Below are 25,044 nucleotides of genomic sequence, written 5' to 3'. Positions count from 1 at the left end.
GGCTTTAACAATGGCCTGCGGTGATGCAAACAGTGATGGTGGTGTCGGGGGCGTCCGAGCGGTTCTGGAACCAGACCCCCTTTCGTTCGTATTTGTTCAATGCGTTTTCGCTGCTGCTGCCCTCCGGGGAGCAGTTTGTGATCCGGGCGATGGAAGACGCTGCCACGCGCCTGCCCGAAGGGGTGCCCTTGCAGGAAGAGGTGGCGCAGTTCGTCCGCGAGGAGCGCGCCCACCAGCGCGCGCACCGCTTGTACAACACGCAGTTGGCGGCCCAGGGCTATAACGCCGTGGCCCTGGAGGCGCGCATCGGGCGCGCCGTGCAGGGCCTGGAGCAGGCGCTGGCCTGGAAGGAGCGCCTGGCCCTGGCGGCGGCGCTGGAATACCTGACAGCGCTGATCTCGCGCCAGGCACTGCGCGGCGAGGGTTGGCTGGTTCACAACGCGTCCCGCCAGTCCAGCCTGTGGCGCTGGCACTGCGAAGAAGAGGTGGCGCACCATGGCGTGGCGCTGCGCCTTCTCAATGAGGTGGGCCAGGTGGGCTATGGGCGCCGTTTGGGGCTGTATGTGCTGGCGTCCCTGATATTGCTGGGCGATGTGGCGCGCCACACCTGGGACTTCTTTCAGACCGATCGCGCGCAGGGCCGGTTGACCTGGGGGGGTGGTGTCCGGTCTGCGGCGGAGTTTGTGCTGCGGCAGGGCATGGGCCTGGCCCGCATGGCGGTGGGGTGGCTGGGCTACGGGCTGCCGCTGCACCGCCTGGTGCCAGCGCCGCACGCGGGCCGAAACGCAGAGAAGACCCGCATCGAAGTGCGCCCGCTGCAGGCCCACGACATTCCCCGCCTGCTGGTGCTGGAGCACCGGAAGTGGAGCGACGACCAGGCCGCCAGCGCGCAGGCCATGGCGCAACGCATCGCGGCCCACCCGCAGCTGTGCATGGGGGCGTTCTGCCCGCGCACGGGCGAGGCGCTGGCCTCGCTGTTCCTCAAGCCCATTTCAGCGGCACAGTTGCAAAGCGCCCGCACCTGGGCCGATTGCGCGGAGGTTGGAAGCCAGGACGGGGCACAGCCCAGCCGTGACCTGTTTGGCATCAGTCTGAGCAGCGTCAGCCCGCAAGGGGTGGAGGCGATCTTTGCGTTCTTCTGGCCGCGTGCGCTGAAGGCTGGCTGGCGCCAGATTTACCTGGGCTCGCCCGTGCCGGGCCTGGCCCGCTGGCGCAGGAGCGAGACCCATGCCCCGGTGGAGTCGTACGTCTACGCCACCCGCCGGGGCATGCCGCAAGACCCGCAGCTGCGCTACTACTGGCAAAAGGGCTTCAAGACCATCGTGGCCTGCAAGCCAGACTACTTTCCGCATGCCGCGTCGCTGGACTACGGGGTGGTGGTGCGGGGGCGCATCCCGTTGTCGTCCCTGGCGCCGCTGTGGCGCCATGTGCCACTGCCCTGGTTGCGGGGGATGCAACGCTGCATGGCCAGGGGGCTGTGATGGCAGACCATGAAAGCGCGTGGGAGCCATTGGGCGCGCAGGCAGTTTCCGTGGCCGAGGCCGTCGGCCGCCGCGAGCCCTGTGTGTTGCGCCAGCGCGCGGCCCATTGGCCCGCAGTGGCGCAGTGGACCTGGGAGCGCCTGGGGGCGCTGGCCCCCGACATGCCCGTGCGGCTGGTGCAGGGCAACCGCGAGCTGGGCGCCACCGTGTTCCAGTCTTCCACTCTGGGCGCTTATCTCCAGTCCCTGCAAGGCCCCGCCACCGCCGGCGAAGCGCCGCTGTACCTCAAGGAGTTCAATCTTCTGGGTGCCTTTCCCACGCTGCGCGCCGATGTGCGTCCGCAAGAGCTGTTTCCGCCCGGGGCACTGCACGATGCCCAGACCTGGATCGGCCCCGCAGGGGCCAGAACGGGCTTGCACCACGACTACCTCGACAACCTTGCCGTGCAATTGGTGGGGCGCAAGCGCTTTTATCTGCTGCGCCCCGGGGCGGTGGAGCGGCTGGGTGCCGTTGCCGCCAAGCATGACCGCTGGGCGGCCCTGGCTTCACTGAATGCTGATGCCGTGGTGGACCGAGGTGTTGTTGCAGGCGACGCCTGGGTGGTGGACCTGGAGCCCGGGGACGTGCTCTATGTGCCCGCGCGCTGGTGGCATGAAGTGGTGAACCACACCCCCAGCGTATTGCTGAGCGGGTTTTTTGGCACCCGCACGACGGTGTACGCGCAGTGGGCGTGGCGCCAGGCTGTGCAGGGGGCGCATCTTGCAGGCCTGTGGCGGCGTGGGCACTGCACCTGCCATCCGGCGCGGATCTAAATCCCCCGCTCCACCATGTCCAGCAGCCGCTGCCCCAGCCCGTCCAGCAGGGGCTGCGGCGTGCCGCGCAGTGGCCCGTCAATGCTGAGCAGCGCCATACCGTGCACGGTGGACCATGCCAGGTACTCCGCGCCGGGGCGGCGCTCGGCTGGCAGGGCGCCAGCGGTGACCAGGTCATCCAGCGCGGCGCTCAGGTGCTGAAAAGGATTGAGGCCCGTGGCGCCGCCCATGGCCGGGTCGGGATGGGTCTGCACGGTGAAGCGGCCTCCGAACGCGGTGCGGAACAAGCCCGTTTCGGCATGCGCAAACCGCATGTAGCCTGCGCCCACGGCGCGCACCTTGGCGTGGGCCTGTTCGGTGCGGGTGCCGGTGGTGGGTACCTGGGCCAGTTCGGCCTCCATGAAGTGCGCGGCAGCGGCCACGGCGGCGGCGCGCACGGCGGCCAGCAAATCGTCGCGGTTGGCAAAGTGGCGATAGGCCGCGTTGGGCGCCACCCCCGCGCGGCGTGTGGCCTCGCGCAGCACCACAGCGTCGGGGCCACCCTGTCGGGCCAGCTCGACACCGGCGTCCAGCAGCGCGCGCCGCAGGTCGCCATGGCGGTAGGTGGCGCGCGGGGCGGGGCCTGCGCTGGCAGTCTTGGCAGTGCTAGCGGCGGGGGCGTTGCGATTGGTTACGGGCATGGCGGACTTGGATGTGGACACTGTCCATTATCTTTGCTATTGTTTGTGGACGGTGTTCACAATGAGGTGGACACTTTCTTTTTTTATGACCCTCCCAGGCCTTCATGCGATGAACGGCCTGGTTTGCAAGGAGACCCCATGAAAGTCGAGTCCTACCTGATGTTTGAAGGCCGTTGCGAGGAAGCGCTGGACTTCTACCGCAGTGCCCTGGGCGCCAAGGTCGGCACCCTCATGCGCTACAAGGACAACCCCGGGCCCGCTGTAGGACAGGGTTGCGCCGACGGCAGCGGCCCAGGCCCCACGCCCGAGATGGTCATGCACGCCGAATTCACCGTGGGCGAGACGACGCTGATGGCATCGGACGGCATGGGGTCGGGCAAGGCCAGCTTCCAGGGCATCTCGCTGGCGCTGAGCCCCGCGAGCGAAGCGGAGGCCCAGCGCCTGTTCAATGCGCTGGCCGACGGTGGCCAGGTGCAGATGCCGCTGGCCAAGACCTTCTTCTCGCAGGCCTTCGGCATGGTGGCCGACCGCTTTGGCGTGCCGTGGATGGTGGTGGCGCCCGAATGAGCGAAGCGCACCAGAGCCCCAACACAGGTACTGCCATGCTCGCCCTCTATGGACACCCTTTCTCGTCGTACACCCAGAAGGTGCTGACTGCGCTGTATGAAAACGGGACTCCCTTTGAATTGCGCAATCTCGACCCCGCTGCGCCGGGCAACCATGCGCCCGAATGGCTGCGCCGCTGGCCGTTGGCAAAGTTTCCGCTTCTGGTGGATGGCGATCACACGGTGGTGGAAAGCAGCATCGTGATCGAGCACCTGCAGATGGCCCACCCGGGGCCTGTGCAGCTGATACCGGCCGACCCTGCAGCGGCGTTGCAGGTGCGCTTCATGGACCGCTTCTTTGACCTGCACGTGATGGCACCCGTCCAGCACGCGGTGAACGCTGCGTTGACTGGCGACCCCGCCAAGCGCGTTGACGGCGTGGCCTGGGCCTCCGACAAGCTGGAGAAGGCCTATGCATGGCTGGAAGGCGAATGGGCCCGCCGCACCTGGGCTGCGGGCGACGGCTTCACGATGGCCGACTGCGCAGCGGCGCCCGCGCTGTTCTATGCCGATTGGACGCACCCCATTGCCGCCAGCTACCCCCTGCTGCGCGCCTACCGCGCGCGACTGCTGGCGCGACCCTCATTTGCGCAAGCCGTGGAGGGCGGCCGCCCCTACCGCCACTACTTTCCGCTCGGGGCGCCAGACCGTGATTGACGGGATCGACCCCCAAGCTGACTGAATTGCCAAACCCCAACTACCAAGGAGACCGAAATGATGAATGTCGAACCCCACGCCATGCACCGCTGGCTGCAGCAGCTGATTGGCGACTGGACCAGCGACGCCAACTGCGACGCTCCACCCGGCGAGTCCGGCGCCCCCGCTCAAGAGCAATCCACCGGCTCCGAGCATGTGCGCGCCCTGGGCGACCTGTGGGTGCTGTGCGAAGGCACGGGCACTATGCCCGGCGGGGGCGAAGCCCACATGCTGATGACGCTGGGCTACGACCCCGAAAAGAGCGTGTTTCGCGGCACCTGGGTGGGCTCGATGATGACCCACATGTTCGTGTACGAAGGCACGCTCGATGCCAGCCAGAAGGTGCTGACGCTGGAGACCGAAGGCCCCAGCTTCAAGGACGACGGCAAGACCGCCCGCTACCGCGACGTGATCACGCTGGTGAGCGCAAACGAACGCACCTTGACATCGTTCGGGCTGCAGCCGGATGGCAGCTGGTCGCAGATGATGCAGGCAACGTACCGGCGCAAGTGATGGGGCGAGCCCCGGTCCGCGTCCACCGAACGAATACGTGGCGCCCACAGGCGGGCGCATCCCATGGTCAACCTCACAGGAGTCAAGCTATGTCCTACATCGATGGTTTCGTGATCGCGGTCCCCACCGCCAACAAGCAGAAGTTCATTGAGCACGCGCGCCATTTCGACGCGATGTTCATCGAGCTGGGCGCGATCCGTGTGATCGAAGGTTGGGGCGACGACGTCCCCGACGGCAAAGTCACCGATTTCCGCCGCGCGGTCCAGGCCACGGCCGAGGAGACGGTGGCCTTTTCGTGGGTCGAATGGCCCGACAAAGCCACGCGCGACGCGGGCATGAAGAAGATGATGGAAGACCCGCGTATGGACCCGTCCCAACCCGGCAACCCTCCCATGCCCTTTGATGGCAAACGCATGATCTTCGGCGGCTTTGAACAGGTGGTGGAGGTGAAGGCTTGATCAGCCGTCGAAACTGATAGCAATCGGTGCTTGGTGGACAAGCGCCAGGGCCGGACTTGGCTAGGAATGTCCTGCACAACCCGCCCGAGGCCGCGCTATCACAGACCGCAGGGAGTTATGCAGGTCATCCCTGGGTGTTCTGTAAGAGCGCGCGGTGCAAGCCCCCACTGTCCTGCCCGCCGCATCGCACTGTTCCACCCACAGCACTTCTGCTCAGGCACCATAGGCTCCATATTCCACAGGCATACCGCCCGATCGTGGCGGTGCACAACATGAGGAGCCCCCGTATGTCGTCGCCCACACCTGCTGCTACTGCAAGCACCGCTCTGGTGCCCATCGTGCGCGCCCAGCTGCTCGGTCCGCAGTGGCCCACGCTCGACCCGTTTCTTTTCTGCGCCCACCACGACGATGCCTACCCCGCAGGCAACGCAGCGTTCGGCCCCGCCGTGCCGATTGAAGACCGCCAGATCGGCAGCGACTTCAGCGGCAAGGACGGCTGGAGCATGTACCACGGCGACACCGTGCCGGGCTTTCCGGGCCACCCGCACCGGGGTTTTGAGACGGTGACGCTGGTGCGCAAGGGCCTCATCGACCATTCCGATTCGCTGGGCGCGGCCGCGCGTTTTGGTGGCGGCGATGTGCAGTGGGTCACCGCTGGTAAGGGCATCGTGCATTCCGAGATGTTCCCGCTGCTCAACGCCACGGAGCCCAACCCTCTGGAGCTGTTCCAGATCTGGTTGAACCTGCCCGCGAAGAGCAAGATGGTGGCGCCGCACTTCACCATGCTGTGGAACGAGCGCATCCCGCGCCTGGTGCACCACGACGCCGCCAGCCGCGCCACCACGGTGACGGTGGTGGCCGGTGCGCTGCCCGGCGCGCCCGATCCGCTGTCGCCGCCGCCCGAATCCTGGGCCTCCCAGCCCGAAGGCGACGTCGCCATCTGGACGCTGCACCTGGAGCCCGGTGCTGAATGGACACTGCCTGCGGCGAAGGGTGAGACCACGCAGCGCATGCTGTACTTCTTTGTGGGCGACAGCCTGCGCGTCGGCCCGCAAGACGTGGACCGCCACGCCGCGCTGCAGGTGCGGGCCACCGAGGACTGGACCCTGACCAACACCGGTACCACCGCCGTCGAATGCCTGGTGCTGCAGGGCCGCCCCATTGGCGAGCCCGTGGCGCAGTACGGCCCGTTTGTGATGAACACGCAGGCGGAGATCATGCAGGCCATGAACGACTACCGCCGCACCCAGTTCGGCGGGTGGCCTTGGGCCCAGCAGGACCCGGTGCATGGCACCGAGGCACGGCGGTTTGCGCGGTATCCGGGGCAGGCGGAAGAAGAGCGGCCGGCAGAGGCGACGGCTGGCGCGTAAGCCGGGGCGGCGCGCCCCGCCCCCGAGGTGCCCGGCGGCCACCGGGCGCCTCGTGGACAATGCACGCTTTTAGCGCAAGCAGATACCACCATGGCCACCAACATCACCAAAGACACCGCCGTCACCATCACGTACAAGGTCACTACACCGCAGGGCAAGCCGCTGGACGCGGGCAGCCTGTCATACCTGCACGGCGGCTATGAAAACATCTTCCCCAAGGTCGAAGCCGCCCTCGAAGGCCAGGCCGTCGGCTTCACCACCGCGCTGGACCTGGCCGTGGAAGACGCCTTCGGCGCCCGCGACGAAAGCCTGGTGCGCACCATCCCCAAGACCGAGTTCCCCCCGGGCGTGAAGGTGGGCGGCCAGCTGCAGGGCATGGGCACTGACGGCCAGCCCGCCCTGTTCAACGTCGTCAAGATCAAGGGCCCCGAAGTGCACCTGGACGGCAACCACCCGCTGGCCGGGCAGGCGCTGAAGTTCAGCTGCAAGGTCACCGAAGTGCGCGCTGCCAGTGCTGAAGAAATTGCACACCGCCATGTGCACGGGGCACACGGCCACCAGCACTGATCACGAAAGATTGCTACACGGCCCCCAGCACCGTCGCAATCCCCTGCCCGCCGCCTATGCACTGCGTTGCCAGCGCATAGCGGCCCTTCTCCCGCTGCAGCAGCGCCGCCGCCTTGCCGGTGATGCGCGCACCTGTGGCGCCCAGCGGATGGCCGATGGCCAGGCCGCCACCGTCCAGGTTGATCGCGTCCTCGCGCAGGCCCAGTTCGCGGATGCAGGCCAGGGCCTGTGATCCAAACGCTTCGTTGATTTCCACCACATCCAGGTCCTGCGCCGCAATGCCTGCGCGCGCAAGTGCCTTGCGCGTGGCGGGCACCGGGCCCATGCCCATGTAGGCGGGGTCCACGCCCGCAGTCGCCATGGCCAGGATGCGGGCCAGGGGCGCCAAGCCATGGCGGGTGGCATACGCTTCGGTGGTGACCAGCACGGCCACGGCGCCGTCGGTCAATGGCGATGAGGTGCCTGCGGTGACCACGCCATCGTCCCTGAACGCGGGGCGCAACGCGGCCAGGGCTTCGGGCGTGGTGCCGGGACGGATGCATCCGTCCTGCGCCACCATGTCGCCGGATGCCAGCGTGATCGGCACGATCTCGGCCTGCAGGCGGCCTGCATCGCGCGCGGCGGCCGCCTTGCGGTGCGATGCCACGGCCAGCGCCTCCTGGTCGGCGCGCGTCACCGCGTAGCGTTGCGCCACGTTCTCGGCCGTCTCGCCCATGCTGATGTAGGCGTCGCTGTGTTCGTACAGCGCGGGGTGGGGCGAGAAGTTGAAGCCGCCCTGCGGCACCATGGTCATCGACTCGACGCCGATGCACAGGTATGCCTCGCCCAGGCCTGCCTCGATCTGCGCGGCGGCGATGTGGATGGCTGACATGGACGAGCCGCAGAAGCGGTTGACCGTCATGCCGCCCAGCTCCTGCGGCAGGCCCGCGAGCAGCGACACGATGCGCGCGATATTGTTGCCCTGCGCCGCCTCGGGGTAGGCGCAGCCGGCGATCACGTCTTCGAGTGTGGAGGGGTCAATGCCGGTGCGCTGCAGCAGGCCGGAGACCACCTGTGCGGCCAGGGTGTCAGGGCGCATGCCGGCCAGCGCGCCCTTGCGCGCAAAGTGAAAGGGCGAGCGGGCATAGGCGGTGATCAGGGCTTTCATGGGGATGCCTTTCGGGGGTGACATTTGGTGGGGTGGGTTGCGGGTTAGGCGACAGCGGCAGCCAGGTAGCGGCGTGCCGGGTCGCGCAGCGACAGGAAGGGGCCCAGCGCGCGGCGGGCGTCTTCCAGTGCGGTCCATTCATGCACGGCTTCTAGCGACGGGATGGTCACCTCTTCACCCTGGTCCAGGCCTGCCAGCGCTGCGTCCACCATGGTGTCCACATCCATCAGCATCTCTTGCGGCAGGTGGGCGATGGGTGTGCCCGCGCGATCCCAGATCTCCGTGCGTGTAGCGCCCGGCAGCACAGCCTGCACGCGCACGCCATGGCGGCCCAGTTCGGCCTGCAGTGACTTGGAGAGGTTGAGCACATAGGCCTTGGTGCCGCTATAGGTGCCGCTGAACATCTCGGGCACCAGCGCCAGCACCGATGCGATGTTGATCAGCGTGCCCGCCTTGCGTGCTGCAAACCCCTTGGCCACGGCCGCTGCAAGCCGCGTGGGCGCCACCACATTGAGCGCAATCATGCGTTCCACCGCATCGATGTCGGACTCGAGGAACGTGCCGCTCACGGCCATGCCTGCGTTGTTGAGCAGCAAGGTGATGCTGGCGTCCGACTGCAGGCGCTGCTCCACGCGGGCCCGGTCGGCGGGGTTGGTCAGGTCGGCCTGCAGCACCTCGGTGCGTACGCCGGTCTCGCGTGCCAGGCGGTCGGCCAGAGCCGTCAGGCGTGCAGCGTCGCGGGCCACCAGAACCAGGTCATAGCCGCGCCGGGCCAGGCGGTCGGCATACACCGCTCCTATGCCGGACGATGCGCCGGTGACAACAGCCGTGCCCAGGGAGGGCATAGAGGTGCGGGATGAATGGGATGCAGCAATGGACATGAAAGGCTTCCTGAAGAAAACAGAAAAAGGCGAAAGATGTTTTACATGATGATCATCATGTTTGAATTATATGACGATCATCATTTAAAATGTCAAGCGGGTGATTTCAGACAGCGCAGCAAACAAGGGGAATGCGATGAAAGTCAGCAAGGAACAGATGGCAGAAAGCCGCGAGCGCATCCTGGACACGGCCGCGCAGCTGTTCCGTGAGAAAGGTTTCGATGGCATTGGCGTGGCCGACCTCATGAAGAGCGCGGGGCTGACGCACGGTGGCTTCTATGGCCACTTTGCATCCAAGGACGACCTCATGGCGCAGGCCACCGAACGCGCGCTGGGCAAGCTGCACACCGCTTGGGCTGCGCTGGCGCGCGACGCTGCACACAACGGGCAAGACCCGCTGGGAGCGGTGGAATCTGCCTACCTGTCAGCCCGACATCGCGACGCGCCCGGCCACGGCTGCCTGCTGGCCGCGCTGGGCAGCGACGCCGCGCGCCAGGGCCCCGCCGTGCGGCAGGCCGTGACCGATGGGGTGCAAAAACAGGTGGACGCCCTGGCTACGCTGATGCCCGGCCGCACCAAGGCGGCCAAACGCCAGCGCGCGCTGGCCGACTACGCGAGCATGGTCGGCGCCATGGTGCTGGCGCGCGCGGTGGACGATTCGGACCTTTCGGACGAGATCCTGCAGGCCACGGCGGCGGCGCTGCGCGTCTGTGCACCACCTGCAGCTTGAGACCCTGGAGGGCTGTTCATGTGATCGCGGCTGAGAAAGCGGCGTGATCGGCCTGCATCTCAGGGCGCGGTGGGCGTGGCTGGAGCGGCCGCAGTGGGCGGGGAGGTTGGCGCGGCGTCCACCTTGCGCCGGGGGACGAACTGCTCGTCGAGCAGCGCCTCGATGCGGGCAAAGATCTCGTGGCGCGAGAACGGCTTCTTCATGAAATCGTCCGCGCCGATACGGTTGGCGTAGAACTGCTCGGTGGCATGCTCGTTGCCGCTGATCATGATCACGGGGATGTGCTGCGAAGCGGGCAATTTGCGGATCGCGCGCAGCGCGTTGAACCCGTTCATGCCCGGCAGGATGATGTCGAGGAAGATCAGTTCGGGCGCTTCCTCTGCGATCAGGGCGAGGCCCTGCTCGGCGTCGAGCGCCTCGCGGGTGTCATAGCCTGCAGATCGAAGTGCCTTGCGCAGCACGGCCACAACAGTCGGCGAGTCGTCAATGATCAGCACCGTGGTGCCCTTGCGGGCGTTGACGCGTTTGCGCTGGCGGCGTTCCACGGGTGCCGCTGGTGGGACGGCGGGGGCTTCGGGCTTCCCCGTCGGTTTGCGCACACTGCCCAGAAGCCGGTCGAAGATGCTCATGGTGCTGTCTCGTTTCTTTCGTTCTTGGATGGCGGGCGGCGGGTCATTGCGTTCGCTGGGTTCCAGCGGATGGCCGCTGGATGGGTAAGTGACGGGCGCGTTCGCACATCTCGTGTCCACAGGGCGCAAGTATTCCAGATGCGGCCGCCGCTCCGGGTAGCGTGTTCCGTGTCATGGTGAAAGAGCGGGCGACGGTCCCATCCCAGTCGAACAACGTCGCCTCGCAAAAACTTCAAAATTGATAGCTACCAACGCTTGATAGATAAGCGCTAGAGGCCAAAAATACTCGAAGCATGGCCTGTCACTGCGCACCGCCGCGCACCAGCCCACGCCCGCGCAGCACCGGCTCTGCCGCCAGCCGCTCGCGCGCAAACTCCACAAACGCGCGCACCTTGGCCGGTGCGCGCCGCCCGGCGGGGTAGACGATGTGCACGGGCACGGGCGGCAGTTCGTGCTCGGCCAGCACGATGCGCAGCCGCCCCGCGCGCAGGCTGGCGGCGGCCTGGTAGGCCAGGCAGCGCGTGAGGCCCAGGCCTGCTTCGGCAGCGGCGATGTCCACCTCGTTGCTGTTGCTGATCCACGCAAACTGCGGCTGGCCCGTGGCGCCGTCCTTGAACTTCCAGGGCGCCACGGCCCGCGCATCGAATGAGAAGCCGATGGCGCGGTGCGCGGCAAGCTCGTCGGGGTGCCGGGGCTCGCCGTGTTGCGCCAGGTAGGCGGGTGACGCCACCACCAGGCGGCGCAGCGCGCCCACCTGCACCGCAGTGAGGCCCGAGTCGGGCAGGTGCGCGATGCGGATGGCCACGTCCATGCCTTCATCAAGCAAATGCACCAGCCGGTTGACGAACAGCGTGCGCACCTGCACACGCGGCTGGGCGTGCAAAAAGCCCTGCACGATGGGCGCCACGTGCTGGATGCCGAACATCTGCGGTGCGGTGATGGACAGCAGCCCCTGGGCCTCGGCCTGTGCACCGCTGGCTGCCTGCTCGGCCTCGTGCAGGTCGTTCAGGATGGGGCGGCAGTCCTGCAAAAAGCGCTCGCCCGCTTCGGTCAGCCGCACCAAACGCGTACTGCGCTGGAACAGCAGCACACCCAGCCGCGCCTCCAGCGCCGCAATGGCGCGCGTGACGGCCGTGGCGGAGCAGCCCAGCCGACGGCCTGCCACGGCAAAGCCGCCCGCATCGGCCACGGTCACAAAACAGCGCAAGGTGTCGAGGTAGTCCATGCGACCCATTATTGCGGATGCCGCAATTATGAAAAGCGGTGATTGGCTATTCACATCGCAGATTGCAATAGATATCGTCGAGCCATCTTTTCACTCACCCACCGACGAGGCTTCACCATGTTCCCCTCCACCCCGCTCCAGCTGTACCGCATGCCCATCTCGGGCCATTGCCATCGCGTGGAGCTGATGCTGTCCCTGCTCGGCTTGCCCTATGAACTGATTGATGTGAATCTGCTGCGCGGCGAACACCAGCGCGCGGAGTTTCTGGCGCTCAACCCGCTGGGCCAGGTGCCCGTGCTGGTGGACGCGGGCCAGGTGCTGAGTGACAGCAATGGCATCCTGGTGTACCTGGTGCAGCGCTACGCCCCCGGCAGTGCCTGGCTGCCACAAGACGCCGTGGGGCAGGCTCAGTTGCAGCGCTGGTTCAGCCTGGCGGCGGGCTTTCTGGCGCCGGGCATCGGAGGGCCGCGCTTTGCGACGTTGACGGGCCGTGCCGTGAACGAGGTGGCGCAGGCCACCGGCAAGCGCCTGCTCGCCTTCATGGAGGACGAACTGCAGGGGCGGGCCTGGTTGCTCGGGGGTTCAGCGCCCAGCCTGGCCGATGTGGCCATGGTCAGCTACACCTCGCAGGCCCACCTGGCGGGGCTGCCGCTGGATGCCTACCCGCGCATTGCGGCCTGGGTGGCGCGCATGCAGGCCTTGCCGGGCTATCCGGTGCTGGCCGACCAGCTGCCCGCTGCCGAGCAGGTGGCGGCATGACAGCCACCGTGCCCGCTGCATCGGTTGTGGTGCCGGTGCCGCCCGAGGCATTCCACCCCGGTGAGCAGGCCTTGCAGGCGCGCGTGGGTGTGCGCGAGCGCATGGCGGCCGTGGGTGCGATGGTGCTGCGCGACCACATGCCCGACCAGCACCGTGAGCTGTTTGAAAAGCTGCCCACCTTGCTGCTGGGGACGCTGGATGAACAAGGCCAGCCGTGGGCCACGATGCTCGCTGGCCCACCTGGGTTTGTGCACACCCCCGATGCGCAGCGCATGGAGATCGCGACCGCGCCGGATTCCCAGGACCCGGTGCTCACACACCTGGCGCCTGGCGCGGCCGTGGGCGTGCTGGGGCTGGAGCCGCACACGCGGCGGCGCAACCGCATGAACGGGCGGGTGGCAGCGTTTGGCGATAGCGGCCTGGACGTGCAGGTGGTGCAGAGCTTTGGCAACTGCCCCAAATACATCCAGGCGCGGCAGCCAGGCCTGCGCGCTGCGCTGGCCGCTCCGGGCCCGGTGCAGTGGCTGGGCGCCGGACTGGACGCCGACGCCATTGCGCGCGTGCAGCGTGCCGACACCCTGTTCATTGCCAGTGCCTCGGCGCCACGCCCTGGTGCCGGGCACAGCGAAGGCGTGGATGTATCGCACCGGGGCGGCGAGCCAGGCTTTGTGCAGGTGGCGCACACGGAGGCCGGCGTGGTGCTGAGCCTGCCGGACTACCCTGGCAACCAGTTCTTCAACACCCTGGGCAACCTTGCGCTGCACCCGCTGGCAGGCTTGCTGGTGGTGGACTATGAAGAGGGCGGCTTGCTGCACATTGCCGCGCAGGCCGAGGTGCTGTGGGACCGCGCAGCGCGTACTGCCTGGCCCGGCGCACAGCGTGTGCTGCGGCTCACGGTGTTGCGCGCCCTGTGGCGGCCGCAGGTGCTGCCGTGGCGCTGGACACCGCCGGTGTCGGCCCCTCAGTTCCGGGTGATGCGCGAGGCGGCGCTGGACTGAGTGGGGCACCACCAGCGGGCCGCGCACGGGGTGCCGTTGTCCCCGCGATGCGCCTGCGCGGCACGGTGGCCTCGGCCTCCACCATCTTGGCGCTGCGCTCGTGCGCTGTCTGCGCCAGCTCGGTGATGAGCGCGGCCTCGGGCAGGTTGTGCCAGTAGCGCGTGGGCATCTCCTTCTTCATCATGGCCAGCTTGAGCCGCGCGGGGTTGAAGATGTGGCGGTAGTAGGTGAGCCACAGCGCCTCGCCCGCATCGGGCGGCGGCGCGTCGCTGCGCTGCGCGCCGGGGCCGGTGTGCAGCTGGTGGCCGTCCCAGCGCACGCTGGCGTCGGGGGTGAGGATGGCCCAGCGCATCTGTGTGAAGCGGCGGATGAAAAAACCCGCGTTGGCCACGGTGATGTAGTGGTCGGGCTCGAACCAGGCCATGTGCAGGGTCTGGCCGTCGGGTTCCACCACGGGCCGAAAGCGCACAAAGGCGTGCATCTTGTGTTTGTCGCGCCCCACGGCACGGGCCATGTGGTGGGCCAACATGCGGTCGGCGTCCAGCGGGTCGTGTCGCGCGCTGTCGGCTTCATGGCCGCCCTGCGCCATGCGCCACAGCAGGCGGTACATCAGCGCAAAGCGGCCCCGGTCGCGGTGCAGGATGAGCTGCTCGCACAGGTGCACAAAGTCGGGCGGTACGCGCAGCGGCGGCGCATCGGGGGCTGGGCTGGGCCGGGTGTCGCTGGCTGCAGGCTCGGGCGCGAACAGGTCCTCAGCGGCATCCGCCTGGCAGCGCCAGTCCACAGCCTGCGGAGGCACGTTGGCGTGCACCAGGGCGCGTGCCGCTTGGCGAAAACCGGGCCAGTCGGTGGCGTGGTCCAGCGTGATGGTGTGGCGCTGCATCCGTGCCGCTCCAGCTCAGAACAGGCTGCGCTGCACCGGCGGCGGCGTCAACTGCGCGGCGAGGTCGGCAGCGTCCAGCGCACGGCCGGGGCGGTAGTCGGCCGCTTCCACAAAGGGCAGCACTTTCTTCAGCGGCACATGCAGCCGCGCCAGGTCCGCATGCCGCAGGCGGCGCACGCGGCGCGCGGCCAGCAGGCGCTCCACCGTCTGCACACCAAAGCCGGGCACGCGCAGCAGCAGTTCGCGCGGGGCGGTGTTGAGGTTGACCGGAAAACGCTCGCGGTGCGCCAGCGCCCAGGCCAGCTTGGGGTCCATGTCCAGCGCCAGCATGCCGGCCTGGCTGCCTGGGTTGCCTTGGCTGGGCGGCACGATCTCGTCGTGGGTGAAACCGTAAAAGCGCATCAGCCAGTCGGCCTGGTACAGCCGGTGCTCGCGCACCGTGGGTGGCGCGGCCAGTGGCAGGGCGCGGGCCGCGTCGGGGATGGGGCTGAAGGCCGAGTAGTACACGCGCCGCAGCCGGTGCACGCCGTACAGCCGCGCGCTGGTGGCGAGGATTATGCGGTCGCTGGTGGCATCGGCCCCCACGATCATCTGCGTGCTCTGCCCGCTGGGCGCAAAGTGCGGCACGCTGGCCCGGCGCGTGGTGCGCGATTGGGGCATCGACACGATGGCCTGTGCAGCCTGCTCTTTGCGCGCGGCGCGCGACTCGCCGATGTGCACCGCCATGCGGGCCATGGAGCGGTCAATCGCGGCGCTGTCTTTTTCTGGCGCCAGGGCCGTGAGGCCTTCGGCCGTGGGCAGCTCGATGTTGATGGACAGGCGATCGGCATAACGGCCAGCCCGCTCCATCAGCTCCGGCGCTGCATCGGGGATGGTCTTGAGGTGGATGTAGCCGCGAAAGTCGTGCTCTTCGCGCAGCACGCGGGCCACCTCCACCACCTGCTCCATGGTGTAGTCCGGGCTCTGGATGATGCCGCTGGACAGAAACAGCCCCTCGATGCAATTGCGGCGGTAAAAGTCCAGCGTGAGCTGCACCACCTCATCGACCGTGAAGCGCGCCCGGGGCACGTTGCTGGTCACGCGGTTCACGCAGTACAGGCAGTCGTACTGGCAGAAGTTGGTGAGCAGAATCTTGAGCAGCGAGATGCACCGCCCGTCCGGCGCATAGCTGTGGCAGATGCCCATGCCCTCGGTGGACCCCATGCCGCGCCCGTCCACCGAGTTGCGCGGCGCAGCACCGCTGGATGCGCACGAGGCGTCGTACTTAGCGGCGTCGGCCAGGATGGCGAGTTTGGATTGTAAATTCACTGTATGAATTTACAGTAAATACAATGTCTGACGCCAGCCTGTGGGAAAGCTGGCGGAGGTCAATACTCCTGAATTGATAGCTGCTTGCGCATGATGGATAGGTGCAGGCAGCCAAAAAGGCTTGAACTTGACGAGGTCAGACCGTTTCCAGTGCCATGACTGCGGTCGCCGTGTTCGAGATCGGGATGTGGTAGTTGCTGTGCACCCGCCGCACGCCCGCGCTGGCGGTGGACAGCGCCCCGCGCATGGCCAGCCACATCAGCAGTTCCACGCCCTGGGTGCCGGTTTTTTCCACCAGTTCGTGCACGCTGAACTGCGTGGCCCATTCGGGGTTGCTGGTCAGGCTTTCGATGAACTGCAGGTCAAACGCCTTGTTGATGAAGCCCGCGCGCTCGCCGTCGAGCTGGTGGCTGAGGCCTCCTGACGCAATTACTGCCACCTTCTTGTTGCTGTCCCAGCTCTGGATCGCCTGGCCCACGGCCTTGCCCAGGGCGTAGCAGCGCTTGGCCGATGGCAGCGGGAACTGCACGGTGTTGATGCACACCGGCACCACCGTCACGGGGCAATCGCCCTCGGGCCAGAAGAGTTTGAGCGGCAGCGTGCAGGCGTGGTCCACCAGCATCTCCTGGCAGGTGGTCACGTCAAATTCCTGGTCGATCAGCGTGTTGATGAGGTGCCACGACAGGTCCACCTCGCCCGGGAAGGGCGGCAGCGTGGGGATGCCCCAGCCTTCGTCGGCGTTGTTGTATTGCGCTGCTGCGCCCACGGCAAAGGTGGGCATCTTGTCGAGAAAAAAGTTCAGCCCGTGGTCGTTGTAGAACATCACCACCACGTCGGGCTGCTTTTCGCCCAGCCACTGGCGGATGGGGGGAAAGCCATCGAAGAAAGGCTTCCAGTAAGGGTCGCTTTGCAAGCCCTTGTGGATCGCGTTGCCAATGGCCGGGATGTGCGAGGTGCCGAGGCCGCCGATGAGTTGTGCCATGGGTTTGTCTCCTTATTTGCCCGCTGCGACCAGTTTGGCCTTGAATTCGTCTTTGGTCATGCCCGTCTGCTGCGCGCCGATGTCCTGCATGTCCAGCTTGAAGATGCCCGCGAACTTGGCCAGGTAGTAGGCGTTGCCGCCCGCGGCAATCAGCTGCAACACGTTCTTGGCGCGGATGGCGGCGGCCTGCTGCTCGTTCAGGCCGTACTTCTTCATGTACGCCTCTTCGTCGGCCAGAAAGGCCTTGCGGTTGGCCTCGTCGTTGAACGAAAAGCACATCTTGTTCAGCGCATAGCCCTTGCGGGCCTGGTCGCCATCGAACGGCGTGGTGCCGGGGATCGGGGGCAGTGGGGAAGGCATGGAAGTCTCCGGGGCTTGATGTAAGTCAGCCCGCAGTGTCGCGACGGCATTGCCAAAGATGAAGCCTCAAAACATCATCGAATGCATGAGCAATTTCGATGGATCAGCGCTGGACGGACACCTGCTGAAGCTGCTGCTGGCCGTGCTGGAGACGGGCAGCATCACGGCGGCGGCTGATCGCCTGGGCGTCACCCAGTCGGCCGTGAGCCACCTGCTCGACAAGTTGCGTGCCATTACCGGCGACCCGCTGTTTGTGAAGCGCGGGCGCGGCATCGTGCCCACCGCCCGGGCCGAGGCCCTGGCCCAGCCCGCGCGTGACATGCTGCACCAGATGCAGCGGTTTGCCCAAGGGGCCGAGTTTGACCCGAGCGCCTGGCAGACCGAGCTGACCATCGCCGCCAACGACTTTCAGCGCGACCTGCTTTTGCCCGCGCTGGCCGCGCGCCTGCGCACTGCCGCACCGGGCGTCACGCTGCGCATCGTGCCCAGCGGCGCGCCCAGCGCCGTGCTGCTGCGCTCGGACGCGTGCCAACTGGTTATCAGCCCCCGCCCGCCCGAGGGCACCGACATCGTGCAGAAGCGTCTGTTTGAAGACCAATACCGCGTTTTCTATGACCCGGCCGTGCGCAGCGCTCCGGCCTCAGAGGCGGAGTACCTGGGGGCGGACCACGCCACGGTGGCTTACGAGGTGCACCGGGGGCTGGAACTGGACCGGCAACTGGAAGCACGTGGCGTGCGCCGCCGCCTGGTGGTGCGGGTGCCGGGCTTTGCCGCGCTGCCCGCGTTTGTGCGGGGCACCTCGCTGCTCACTACAGCGCCGTCGCTGATGGGGCGCACCGCGTTGGCCGCGCTGGCGGGCGTGCCGGTGCCCGTGGCCTGCCCCAGTCTGCCCATGTACCTGATCTGGCATGTGCGCTACCAGCAAGACGCGGCACACCGCTGGCTGCGGGCGCAGCTGCAAGATGTCTTGGCCGCTGTGTTGCCTGTGGAAGGAGCCTGACCCGCAGGGTCAGTCGCGCTGCCGTGACAGTGCCTTGCGCAGCCGTCGCGCCGCCCGTTCCCGCAACGAAGGCGCGGGGCGCAGCACCGGCCGTGGGTGGGCCTTGGCCTGTTCGCACGCCGCCAGAAAGTCATTCAGGATGGCCGTGTCGTCCAGCGTGTCTGAACCCTGCTTGTGGAACTCCGGGTGCCATTGCGTGGCGGCGATGTAGCCGCGCCCCGGCGCGGGCTTGAGGCGAATCGCCTCGGGCACGCCGTCGGGCTCGCTCAGGGCCTCGACCACAAACTCGGGCGCCACTCGCTTGATGCCCTGGTGGTGAATGCTGTTGACCCGCGCGCGCGGCATGTTGGGGTACAGCTTGGCCAGGTGCGAGTCGGGCAGGATGTGGATGTCGTGAAAGTGCTGGTCGTAGGTGCTGGCGTTGCGGTGCTGCTGCGCACCGGGGTGCTGGGTCTCGATGTCCTGGTACAGCGCGCCGCCAAAGGCCACGTTGATGAGCTGCAGGCCCCGGCACACGCCAAAGATGGGCTTGCCCACCTGGGCAAAGGCTTTCACCACGGCCAGGTCGTACAGGTCGCGCACGCGGTCGCCCACCCACTCTTCGCGCAGGGGCTCCTCGCCATAGTTGCCCGGCCACACGTCGGCGCCACCGTGCATCACGATGCCGTCCAGCCATTCGGCGTAGTGGTCCAGCGTCACGTCACCGCGTGCCGTCTCGCCCGTGGGGCAGGGCACCATCACCACCATGGCACCGGCCGACATGAGCCAGTGGGCGATGGACTGCTCGACGTACTGCAGCGTCTTGCCGGTGAACAACGGGCGGGCGGGGTCGGCGTGTTGAAAGCAGGCGGACAGGCCAATCTTGAGGCGGGGGGCGGCGGGCATGGGTGGTGGGCTCCAGGGAACACGCGCGGGGCGTGTGATCAATGCAATCTTGGGTTACCAATTTGTAGCACCGCCCCCGCGCCACGTCTGTAGGAAGGGGCCGTGCAGGGCTGCGCGAGGCCTGCCGCCGGTAAAGCAGTGCTACGAAATGTGGCTTTCTTCATGAAAATGCAACCGTGCGGTGTCTCGCAAGAGGCCGGTTGGGGCGGTGGGCTGGCCATAATTTCTGCTCGCCGGGCGCCAGGGAGGCTGCGCCAGGTGGTGCCCCTCCAGCCTTCCCCGAAAGCCCACGACATGTCCCACAAGAAGCATTGCCTGCCCGCGCTCACGGCGCTGGCCACGTTGACCGCCCTGGCCTGGCCGCTGCTGGCCCAGGCCGCTGTGCCCGCAGGTGCTGCCGCCGAGATCGTCAGCCTGCAGGGCACGGGCGACCAGCGTGCCGCAGCTGCAGCCGACTGGCAGCCCGCTCGCCCGGCCCAGGCCCTCGCCACGGGCGATTTCGTGCGCACCCGGCAAGCCGCGCGGATGGCCCTGCTGTTTGCCGACGACACCCAGCTGCGCCTGCACCAGAACACGGTGCTGCAGGTCAAGGGCGTGGCCACACCCGCCCAGCCGGTGACCACGCTGCTGCTCAACGCGGGCCGGGCCTGGACGCAGACGCGCCGCGCCGATGGCTCCCGGCTGAACCTGGAAACCCCGGCGGCCACGGCGGCGATCCGGGGCACCGACTGGGACATCAGCGTGGAGGACGACGGCCGCACCTTGCTGACCGTGCTGTCGGGCACGGTGGAGTTCTCCAATGCGCAGGGGCAGGTGTCGGTGGGCGCCAACGAGGCCGCCTATGCCGAAGTGGGCAAGGCACCGGTCAAGCTGGTGCTGAGCCAGCCGCGCGACCGCATCCAGTGGGTCAACGCCCTGCGCGCCGACCCGCTGCCGCACCTTGCCGCCGAGACCGTGCCCGAAGCGCTGGCCCCGGTGCACACCGCGCTGGTGGCCCGCGATCTGCCCGCCGCGCGTGCCGCGCTGGCGCAGGCGAAAGCAAACGGCAGCGCACCCGCACCCTGGGTGGCCGTGATGGAGACTGCCATCGCGCTGCAGGCGGGCGATGTCCTCGCTGCGCGCGAACAGCTGGCCCGCCAGGCGGCCACGCCGGCCGCCCCGCTGCCGGTCTGGCTCATGCAGTCGGACGTGTTGCTCATGGAAGGCGACGCGGCCGCTGCGGCCACCACGCTGCGCGCCGCCCTGCAGCGCTGGCCCGCGCACCCGGCCCTGGTGGCCCAGCTGGCCCGGGTGCAACTGCTGAGCGACCGCGTGGACGAGGCCACCGCCACGCTGGCTCCGGCACAGGGCACGGCGCATGCAGAGCTTGCGATGGTGCGGGCTGAATTGGCCCGCCGCCGGGGAGATGCCCCCGGCACGCTGAGTGCGTACACCGAGGCCACGCAGCTCGCGCCGCAAGACGCCCGGGGCTGGCAGGGCCTGGGCAGTGCCCACACCGAACGCGAAGACGCCCGCCCCGCCCGCGCCAATCTGCAGCAGGCGCTGGCGCTGTCGCCCCAAAACCCCGACGCCTGGGGCGAACTGGGCACGCTGGAAACCTTCACCAACCAGTTCACCGAGGCGGGCCAAGCCTTTGCCACCGCTTTGGGCGACAACCCGGCGGACTACGTGGCACTCACCGGCCAGGGGCTGCTGCACCTCAAGCAGGGCAACCCGCAGGCGGCGCTGGATGCCTTTTTGCGCGCGGGTGTGATGGAGCCCCGCTACGCCCGCGCCAAGACCTGGACGGCCGTGGCGTACTACCAGCTCGGCCGCCCCCAGGACGCACTGGCCACGCTGCGCCAGGCCAGCAGCCTGGACGACAAGGACCCCGTGCCCTACATGCTGCTCGCACAGATCCACACCGACCTGTTCCAGCCCGGCGAAGCGGTGGAGGCTGCGCGCGCAGCGGTGCAACGCATGCCCTACCTCAAGTCGCTCAACCAGGTGGCCAACGACCAGAAGGGCAGCGCCAACCTGGGTGCCTCGATGGCCTTCTTTGGCATGGAAGACTGGGCGCTGGAGCTGGCGCAGCAGAGCTTCTATCCCTACTGGGGCGGCAGCCACCTGTTTCTGGCGGACCGGTATGCGGGTGAGTTCAACAAGAACTCGGCGCTATTCCAGGGGTTTCTTACGGACCCGATGGCGTTCGGCGCAAGCCAACGGTATTCGTCGCTGCTGCAGCAACCCGGGGCGCATGGGGCGGTGGGGGTGACGCTGGACAAGGAGGATGCACGGTCGCGTGCACCGGCCATCACGCTCAATGGCATGAACAACAGCTATGTGCCCACTTCCTGGTTCTTCAAGGCGCAGTCGGTCAGCGTGAGCGAGTTGCCGTTTGATCTGCTGAACAACCAGGCCCCGGCGGTGCGGGGTGGCTATGGCGATCTGAACGGGCGCGCCGTGACTGCAGGTGTTGGCATGCAGCCCACGGAACGCATCAATCTGTTTGCCTATGTGAACCAGTTCGAGGCCCGCATGCGGAGCCAGAACCTGCCTGAGACGTCCATCGACAACACAAACAGCCAGGGCGCTTTGGGCCTGGCGTACCGCTGGGGGCCGACGGAGCAGACATGGATCAAGCTGGGCCGCAGCGTGGAAAACAACGAGTATCTGCGTTACCCCACGGCGTATATCGACCCGCCTTTGGTGACGGTGACAAACTTCAGCACTGCACCACGTAAACAGTTGACCGATCTGCAGTTGCGCCACACCGTGGACACGGCACCGGGCAGTCGCTGGAGCCTTGCGCTGGAGCACGTGCGTGAGCGGCAGAACAATGTGTTGGCAGGCGAAAGCGTGGTGGCGGCCGACATCCCCGGTGTGGGGCTTTACACGGACTATTTGATTGCGTTGGGCTACAACCGGATTGACCGGCGGTATACCGGCCTCACCCTGGCGACCACCCAGCGGTTGGACGCCGCGTTGAACCTGGACGCCGCACTGGGGCTTCAGCAGATTCGCCACCGCGTCGATGGCCTCACCAGCTACTACTTGGCGAACCTTGATGTACTTACCGAAGAAACTGCTGGCCGCGCAGAGATGGAGCGCGTCGTCACCCCCCGCGTAGGCATGGTGTGGCAACCCGCCGCAGGCACCACCGTGCGCATGGCCTACCAGGACTGGCTGCGGCCACTCAGCGTTTCCACCCTCACCAGCGTGGAAACGGCAGGCATTCCCGTGGAAGACCGGCTGGTGGAAGCTGGTGGCCGCCACAAGCGCACCGTGGCGCAACTGGGCATGGAACTGGGAGCCAATACGTTCCTGAGCCTGCGCGCAGACCATCTGCGGGTGCGCAACCCCGGTACCGTAGGCGTAGACCTGCGCACCCCCAGCCTGCCGTTCCTGGAAGAAATGCGCAACGTCCAGCTGGTCAACCTTTCCACCACCGACCTGCTGGAAGACACGCCCAGCTTCGATGCTGGCACCCTCAAGACACTGGGTGCCGGTGTCAACCACATGTTCAACCGGCGCTGGTCGGGCTACGCCAAGTACCTCTACCAGGGCAGCGAAAGCCATATCTACGACACGGAGGGGCCGGCAGGGCGCATCCCCTACATTCCGCGCCACACCGCAGTGCTGGGCGCCACCTGGGTCAGCCCGCAGCGGTTTTATGTCAGCGGCCGTGCGGTGTACCGGTCGGAGCGTTTTGAAGACAAGGAAAACCTCACGCGCATGGCACCCGGCTGGGGCCTGGACCTGATGGGTTTCTGGGAATCGCAGGACAAACACTGGGTGGTGGGGGTGGCCGCATTGAACCTGTGGGCGCCGAAGTCAGACCGCAGAAAGACCCGGTATGTTCTGGACGCGCGCTACCGCTTCTGATTCCGCATCGCCAGCGGTCCGGCGCCAGCAACAGGTCTACGCGCTGGCAGCCTGCGCGCTGGCGCTGCTGCTGGTGGGGGCGGCCACGTTCAGCCGCACCTGGCACGCGCTGGAGTTCAAGACCTTCGACGTGCTCACGGCCTGGACTGCGCCGCAGCGCACGGCGCTGCCCGTGGTGATCCTGGCGATTGACGAACCCACGTTTCAAGAGCTGCAACACACCTGGCCCTTCCCGCGCAGCGTGCATGCAGCGCTTTTGAAGCGTTTGCACGACGAGGGTGCCGCCGCTGTGGGCCTGGACATCGTGTTCGCCGACCCATCAACCGAAGCCGAAGATGCCGCACTGGCGCAGGCCATCGCAGAGACCGGCCCCGTGGTGCTGGCCGCCACCCGTGAAAAGATCGACAGCAGCAACGCTGCGCTGTGGCTGGACGTGATGCCACTGCAGCGGTTTCTGGACGCCGGAGCCGATGCGGGCGATGCCGGGGTGGAGCCCGACGATGACTTTGTGGTGCGCCGTGTGCCCGTGGCGCGCGAGGGTTTTGCCCTGCGGCTGGCCCAGCGCGCGGCCGAGGCGCGCGGCAAGCTGCCGGTGCTGCGCCACTTCGACTGGATCGGCTACCGGGGCCCGCGCGGCACGTTTGACACGCGCTCTTACTACCAGGCGCTGGAGCCGGGCCTGCTGCCAGCGGGCTTCTTCAAGAACAAGATCGTGCTGGTGGGGCGCTCGGCGCGCACCGCGACCGAGTTGTCGCGGTCGCAGGCCGACCTGTTCAATTCACCGTTTGGCACCGCAGGGGGCGAGCGCCTGTTTCCCGGCGTGGAACTGCAGGCCACGCTGGTGGACAACTACCTCATGGGGGCCGGGCTGCGCAGTGTTTCGGATGGCTGGACGCTGGCGCTCGTGCTGTTGCTGGTGCCCTTGCTGTTGTGGGGCAACCGCAGGCTGCACCCGGCGGGCGCCGCAGCGCTGGCGGCGGCGCTGGTGGCGGCGATAGCGGGGGCCTCGTGGTGGCTGTTCGGGCGCTTTCAGCTGTGGTGGCCGCCCTTGCTGCCTGCGGCGGCGGCAGTGGCGGTCTACGGCGCAGCGGCGCTGGCGGGTTATGCCTTTGTGCGCCGGCGCGCGCGACAGACGCGGGTGATGTTTGCGCAGTATGTGCCGCCCGCCGTGGTCTCGCGCCTCATTGCGCAGCCCGAGCTGATGCGCCTGGGCGGCGAGGCGCGCGAGGTCACGCTCATGTTCACCGACCTGGCCAACTTCACCACGCTGTCCGAGCAGCTCAGTGCCGAGCAGACGGTGGAAGTGCTCACCGCGTATTTCAACGCCATGACGCCCATCGTGCACGCCACGGGTGGCACGGTGGACAAGTTCATCGGCGACGCGGTGATGGCCTTTTGGGGGGCGCCGCTCGACGACCCGCAGCACGCCGAGCACGCGGTGACTGCGGCCATCTCCATGCAGCAGGCCATGCAGGTGCTGGTGGCCGACCTGCGTGCGCGGGGCCTGCCGCCCATCCACATGCGCATTGGCCTGCACACGGGGCGGGTGGTGGTGGGCAACGTGGGGTCGGAGCAGCGCTTTTCGTACACCGCGATTGGCGATGCGGTGAACCTGGCCGCACGGCTGGAGGGCGCCAACAAGGCCTTTGGCACCGGCATCCTGCTCTCTGCCGCCACCGCCGCGCAGCTGCCTTCCTCGGTGGCTCTGCGCGCGCTCGATGATGTGGTCGTGAAGGGAAAAACCGAGCCCGTGCGTGTGTTCACACCGTGTGACGATGTCGCTGTGCGGGATGCCAGCCTGGCCGCGCTCAGTGCCTTCCACGCGCGCGATTGGGACGGTGCCAGCGGCTATCTGGCGCAGGTGCTGGCACGCGTGCCTGGGGATGCGGCGGCGCTGCGCCTGCAGCAGCGCGTGGCAGAGGCGCGCGCCTTGCCCGCTGGCAGCGACTGGTCGCCCGCCGTGGCGCTGGACAAGTTGTAGGAGCCTGTTCAAGGTCTTTTCGGGGTCGCACAAGGCACTTGCCCGAAGGGTTGGAGTGAAATCGGGCCGATGAACTCGGAGCTTTGGCGCCCCGGCTGCTTGCATGGGCACGAGCCCATGCGGCGCATCTGAAGCATCCACTCCTCCCGATGGCACTCCAATGCGATCCCCGAAAAGACCTTGAACAGGTTCTGAGGATGTTTTGACATGTGTTTACCGGGGTCAAGGCC

The 25,044-nt window shown here is 67.4% G+C and carries 24 protein-coding genes; 14 read left to right on the top strand and 10 right to left on the bottom strand.

Features of this window, described 5'->3' with window-relative positions; translation table 11 throughout:
* Nucleotides 1–23: 23 nt before the first annotated feature.
* Nucleotides 24–1,481: a metal-dependent hydrolase gene (locus C8C94_RS16980; RefSeq protein ID WP_121421541.1), complete on the top strand. Its 1,458-nt coding sequence runs from the start codon at nt 24–26 to the stop codon at nt 1,479–1,481.
* Nucleotides 1,481–2,293 carry a cupin-like domain-containing protein gene (locus tag C8C94_RS16975; protein WP_121421540.1) on the top strand — a complete coding sequence of 271 codons (813 nt, stop codon included), beginning with the start codon at nt 1,481–1,483 and terminating at the stop codon, nt 2,291–2,293. Before C8C94_RS16980 ends, C8C94_RS16975 begins: the two co-directional genes overlap by 1 nt.
* Here the strand turns inward: C8C94_RS16975 and C8C94_RS16970 are convergent.
* Nucleotides 2,290–2,973: a TetR/AcrR family transcriptional regulator gene (locus C8C94_RS16970; RefSeq protein WP_121421539.1), complete on the bottom strand. Its 684-nt coding sequence runs from the start codon at nt 2,971–2,973 to the stop codon at nt 2,290–2,292. The genes C8C94_RS16975 and C8C94_RS16970 overlap by 4 nt on opposite strands.
* A gap of 138 nt (nt 2,974–3,111) precedes the next feature.
* Here C8C94_RS16970 and C8C94_RS16965 point away from each other — a divergent pair, with 138 nt between their 5' ends.
* From C8C94_RS16965 to C8C94_RS16940, 6 genes are all read left to right on the top strand, one after another.
* Nucleotides 3,112–3,540, top strand: coding sequence for a VOC family protein (locus tag C8C94_RS16965; protein ID WP_121421538.1), 429 nt, complete (start codon nt 3,112–3,114; stop codon nt 3,538–3,540).
* Nucleotides 3,541–3,575: 35 nt separating this feature from the next.
* The gene (locus C8C94_RS16960) at nt 3,576–4,235 is read left to right on the top strand and encodes a glutathione S-transferase family protein (protein ID WP_121422923.1); all 660 of its coding nucleotides are present in this window, start codon (nt 3,576–3,578) and stop codon (nt 4,233–4,235) included.
* Nucleotides 4,236–4,295: 60 nt separating this feature from the next.
* Nucleotides 4,296–4,787: a DUF1579 domain-containing protein gene (locus C8C94_RS16955; protein WP_370449747.1), complete on the top strand. Its 492-nt coding sequence runs from the start codon at nt 4,296–4,298 to the stop codon at nt 4,785–4,787.
* 89 nt (nt 4,788–4,876) lie between these two features.
* A complete protein-coding gene (locus C8C94_RS16950; RefSeq protein WP_055397674.1) occupies nt 4,877–5,245 on the top strand; it encodes a DUF1428 domain-containing protein in 369 nt (122 codons plus the stop codon).
* A gap of 287 nt (nt 5,246–5,532) precedes the next feature.
* A complete protein-coding gene (locus C8C94_RS16945) occupies nt 5,533–6,615 on the top strand; it encodes a pirin family protein (RefSeq protein WP_121421536.1) in 1,083 nt (360 codons plus the stop codon).
* A 90-nt stretch (nt 6,616–6,705) separates the two neighbouring features.
* Nucleotides 6,706–7,182, top strand: a complete 477-nt coding sequence (locus C8C94_RS16940) for a peptidylprolyl isomerase (RefSeq protein WP_121421535.1) — start codon at nt 6,706–6,708, stop codon at nt 7,180–7,182.
* A gap of 13 nt (nt 7,183–7,195) precedes the next feature.
* On the opposite strand, the gene C8C94_RS16935 is transcribed toward C8C94_RS16940, so the two are convergent.
* Complete coding sequence (locus tag C8C94_RS16935; protein ID WP_121421534.1) at nt 7,196–8,329, bottom strand: thiolase family protein; 1,134 nt, start codon at nt 8,327–8,329, stop codon at nt 7,196–7,198.
* 44 nt (nt 8,330–8,373) lie between these two features.
* Nucleotides 8,374–9,210, bottom strand: coding sequence for an SDR family oxidoreductase (locus tag C8C94_RS16930; protein WP_121421533.1), 837 nt, complete (start codon nt 9,208–9,210; stop codon nt 8,374–8,376).
* A 136-nt stretch (nt 9,211–9,346) separates the two neighbouring features.
* On the opposite strand from C8C94_RS16930, the gene C8C94_RS16925 reads away from it, so the two are divergent.
* Complete coding sequence (locus C8C94_RS16925) at nt 9,347–9,940, top strand: TetR/AcrR family transcriptional regulator (protein WP_121421532.1); 594 nt, start codon at nt 9,347–9,349, stop codon at nt 9,938–9,940.
* Nucleotides 9,941–9,999: 59 nt separating this feature from the next.
* On the opposite strand, the gene C8C94_RS16920 is transcribed toward C8C94_RS16925, so the two are convergent.
* Entirely contained in the window at nt 10,000–10,569 is a 570-nt protein-coding gene (locus tag C8C94_RS16920) for a PleD family two-component system response regulator (protein ID WP_121421531.1), read from the bottom strand.
* Between the two features lie 301 nt (nt 10,570–10,870).
* Nucleotides 10,871–11,794, bottom strand: a complete 924-nt coding sequence (locus tag C8C94_RS16915) for a LysR family transcriptional regulator (RefSeq protein ID WP_121421530.1) — start codon at nt 11,792–11,794, stop codon at nt 10,871–10,873.
* Nucleotides 11,795–11,911: 117 nt separating this feature from the next.
* Between C8C94_RS16915 and C8C94_RS16910 the strand changes: the two genes are divergently transcribed.
* Nucleotides 11,912–12,553: a glutathione S-transferase family protein gene (locus C8C94_RS16910; RefSeq protein ID WP_121421529.1), complete on the top strand. Its 642-nt coding sequence runs from the start codon at nt 11,912–11,914 to the stop codon at nt 12,551–12,553.
* On the top strand, nt 12,550–13,551 hold the full coding sequence (locus tag C8C94_RS16905; RefSeq protein ID WP_121421528.1) for a pyridoxamine 5'-phosphate oxidase family protein: 1,002 nt from the start codon (nt 12,550–12,552) through the stop codon (nt 13,549–13,551). The genes C8C94_RS16910 and C8C94_RS16905 overlap by 4 nt, the downstream gene beginning before the upstream one ends.
* Here C8C94_RS16905 and C8C94_RS16900 read toward each other — a convergent pair.
* From C8C94_RS16900 to C8C94_RS16885, 4 genes are all read right to left on the bottom strand, one after another.
* Nucleotides 13,445–14,434 carry a TIGR03915 family putative DNA repair protein gene (locus C8C94_RS16900; RefSeq protein ID WP_233573495.1) on the bottom strand — a complete coding sequence of 330 codons (990 nt, stop codon included), beginning with the start codon at nt 14,432–14,434 and terminating at the stop codon, nt 13,445–13,447. The genes C8C94_RS16905 and C8C94_RS16900 overlap by 107 nt on opposite strands.
* Nucleotides 14,435–14,449: 15 nt before the next feature.
* Nucleotides 14,450–15,742: a putative DNA modification/repair radical SAM protein gene (locus C8C94_RS16895; protein ID WP_121421527.1), complete on the bottom strand. Its 1,293-nt coding sequence runs from the start codon at nt 15,740–15,742 to the stop codon at nt 14,450–14,452.
* Between the two features lie 136 nt (nt 15,743–15,878).
* Nucleotides 15,879–16,724, bottom strand: a complete 846-nt coding sequence (locus C8C94_RS16890) for a class III extradiol dioxygenase family protein (RefSeq protein ID WP_121421526.1) — start codon at nt 16,722–16,724, stop codon at nt 15,879–15,881.
* A 12-nt stretch (nt 16,725–16,736) separates the two neighbouring features.
* The gene (locus tag C8C94_RS16885; RefSeq protein ID WP_121421525.1) at nt 16,737–17,084 is read right to left on the bottom strand and encodes a protocatechuate 4,5-dioxygenase subunit alpha; all 348 of its coding nucleotides are present in this window, start codon (nt 17,082–17,084) and stop codon (nt 16,737–16,739) included.
* A gap of 58 nt (nt 17,085–17,142) precedes the next feature.
* Between C8C94_RS16885 and C8C94_RS16880 the strand changes: the two genes are divergently transcribed.
* Nucleotides 17,143–18,084 carry a LysR family transcriptional regulator gene (locus tag C8C94_RS16880; RefSeq protein WP_199731282.1) on the top strand — a complete coding sequence of 314 codons (942 nt, stop codon included), beginning with the start codon at nt 17,143–17,145 and terminating at the stop codon, nt 18,082–18,084.
* 9 nt (nt 18,085–18,093) lie between these two features.
* Here C8C94_RS16880 and C8C94_RS16875 read toward each other — a convergent pair whose 3' ends face one another.
* Nucleotides 18,094–18,969 (bottom strand): gamma-glutamyl-gamma-aminobutyrate hydrolase family protein, encoded by an 876-nt coding sequence (locus C8C94_RS16875; protein WP_121421524.1) that lies wholly within the window; start codon nt 18,967–18,969, stop codon nt 18,094–18,096.
* Nucleotides 18,970–19,263: 294 nt separating this feature from the next.
* Here C8C94_RS16875 and C8C94_RS16870 point away from each other — a divergent pair, with 294 nt between their 5' ends.
* On the top strand, nt 19,264–22,833 hold the full coding sequence (locus tag C8C94_RS16870) for a TonB-dependent receptor domain-containing protein (protein ID WP_121421523.1): 3,570 nt from the start codon (nt 19,264–19,266) through the stop codon (nt 22,831–22,833).
* Nucleotides 22,805–24,814, top strand: coding sequence for an adenylate/guanylate cyclase domain-containing protein (locus C8C94_RS16865; protein ID WP_121421522.1), 2,010 nt, complete (start codon nt 22,805–22,807; stop codon nt 24,812–24,814). Before C8C94_RS16870 ends, C8C94_RS16865 begins: the two co-directional genes overlap by 29 nt.
* The last annotated feature ends 230 nt before the right edge of the window (nt 24,815–25,044 follow it).

Origin of the sequence: Acidovorax sp. 94, from assembly GCF_003634645.1 — a bacterium.
In the GTDB taxonomy this organism is placed as follows: Bacteria; Pseudomonadota; Gammaproteobacteria; order Burkholderiales; family Burkholderiaceae_C; genus Acidovorax; species Acidovorax facilis.
The sequence above is the reverse complement of the archived record's forward strand: the minus strand, read 5'-3'. Positions and strand labels throughout refer to the sequence as shown.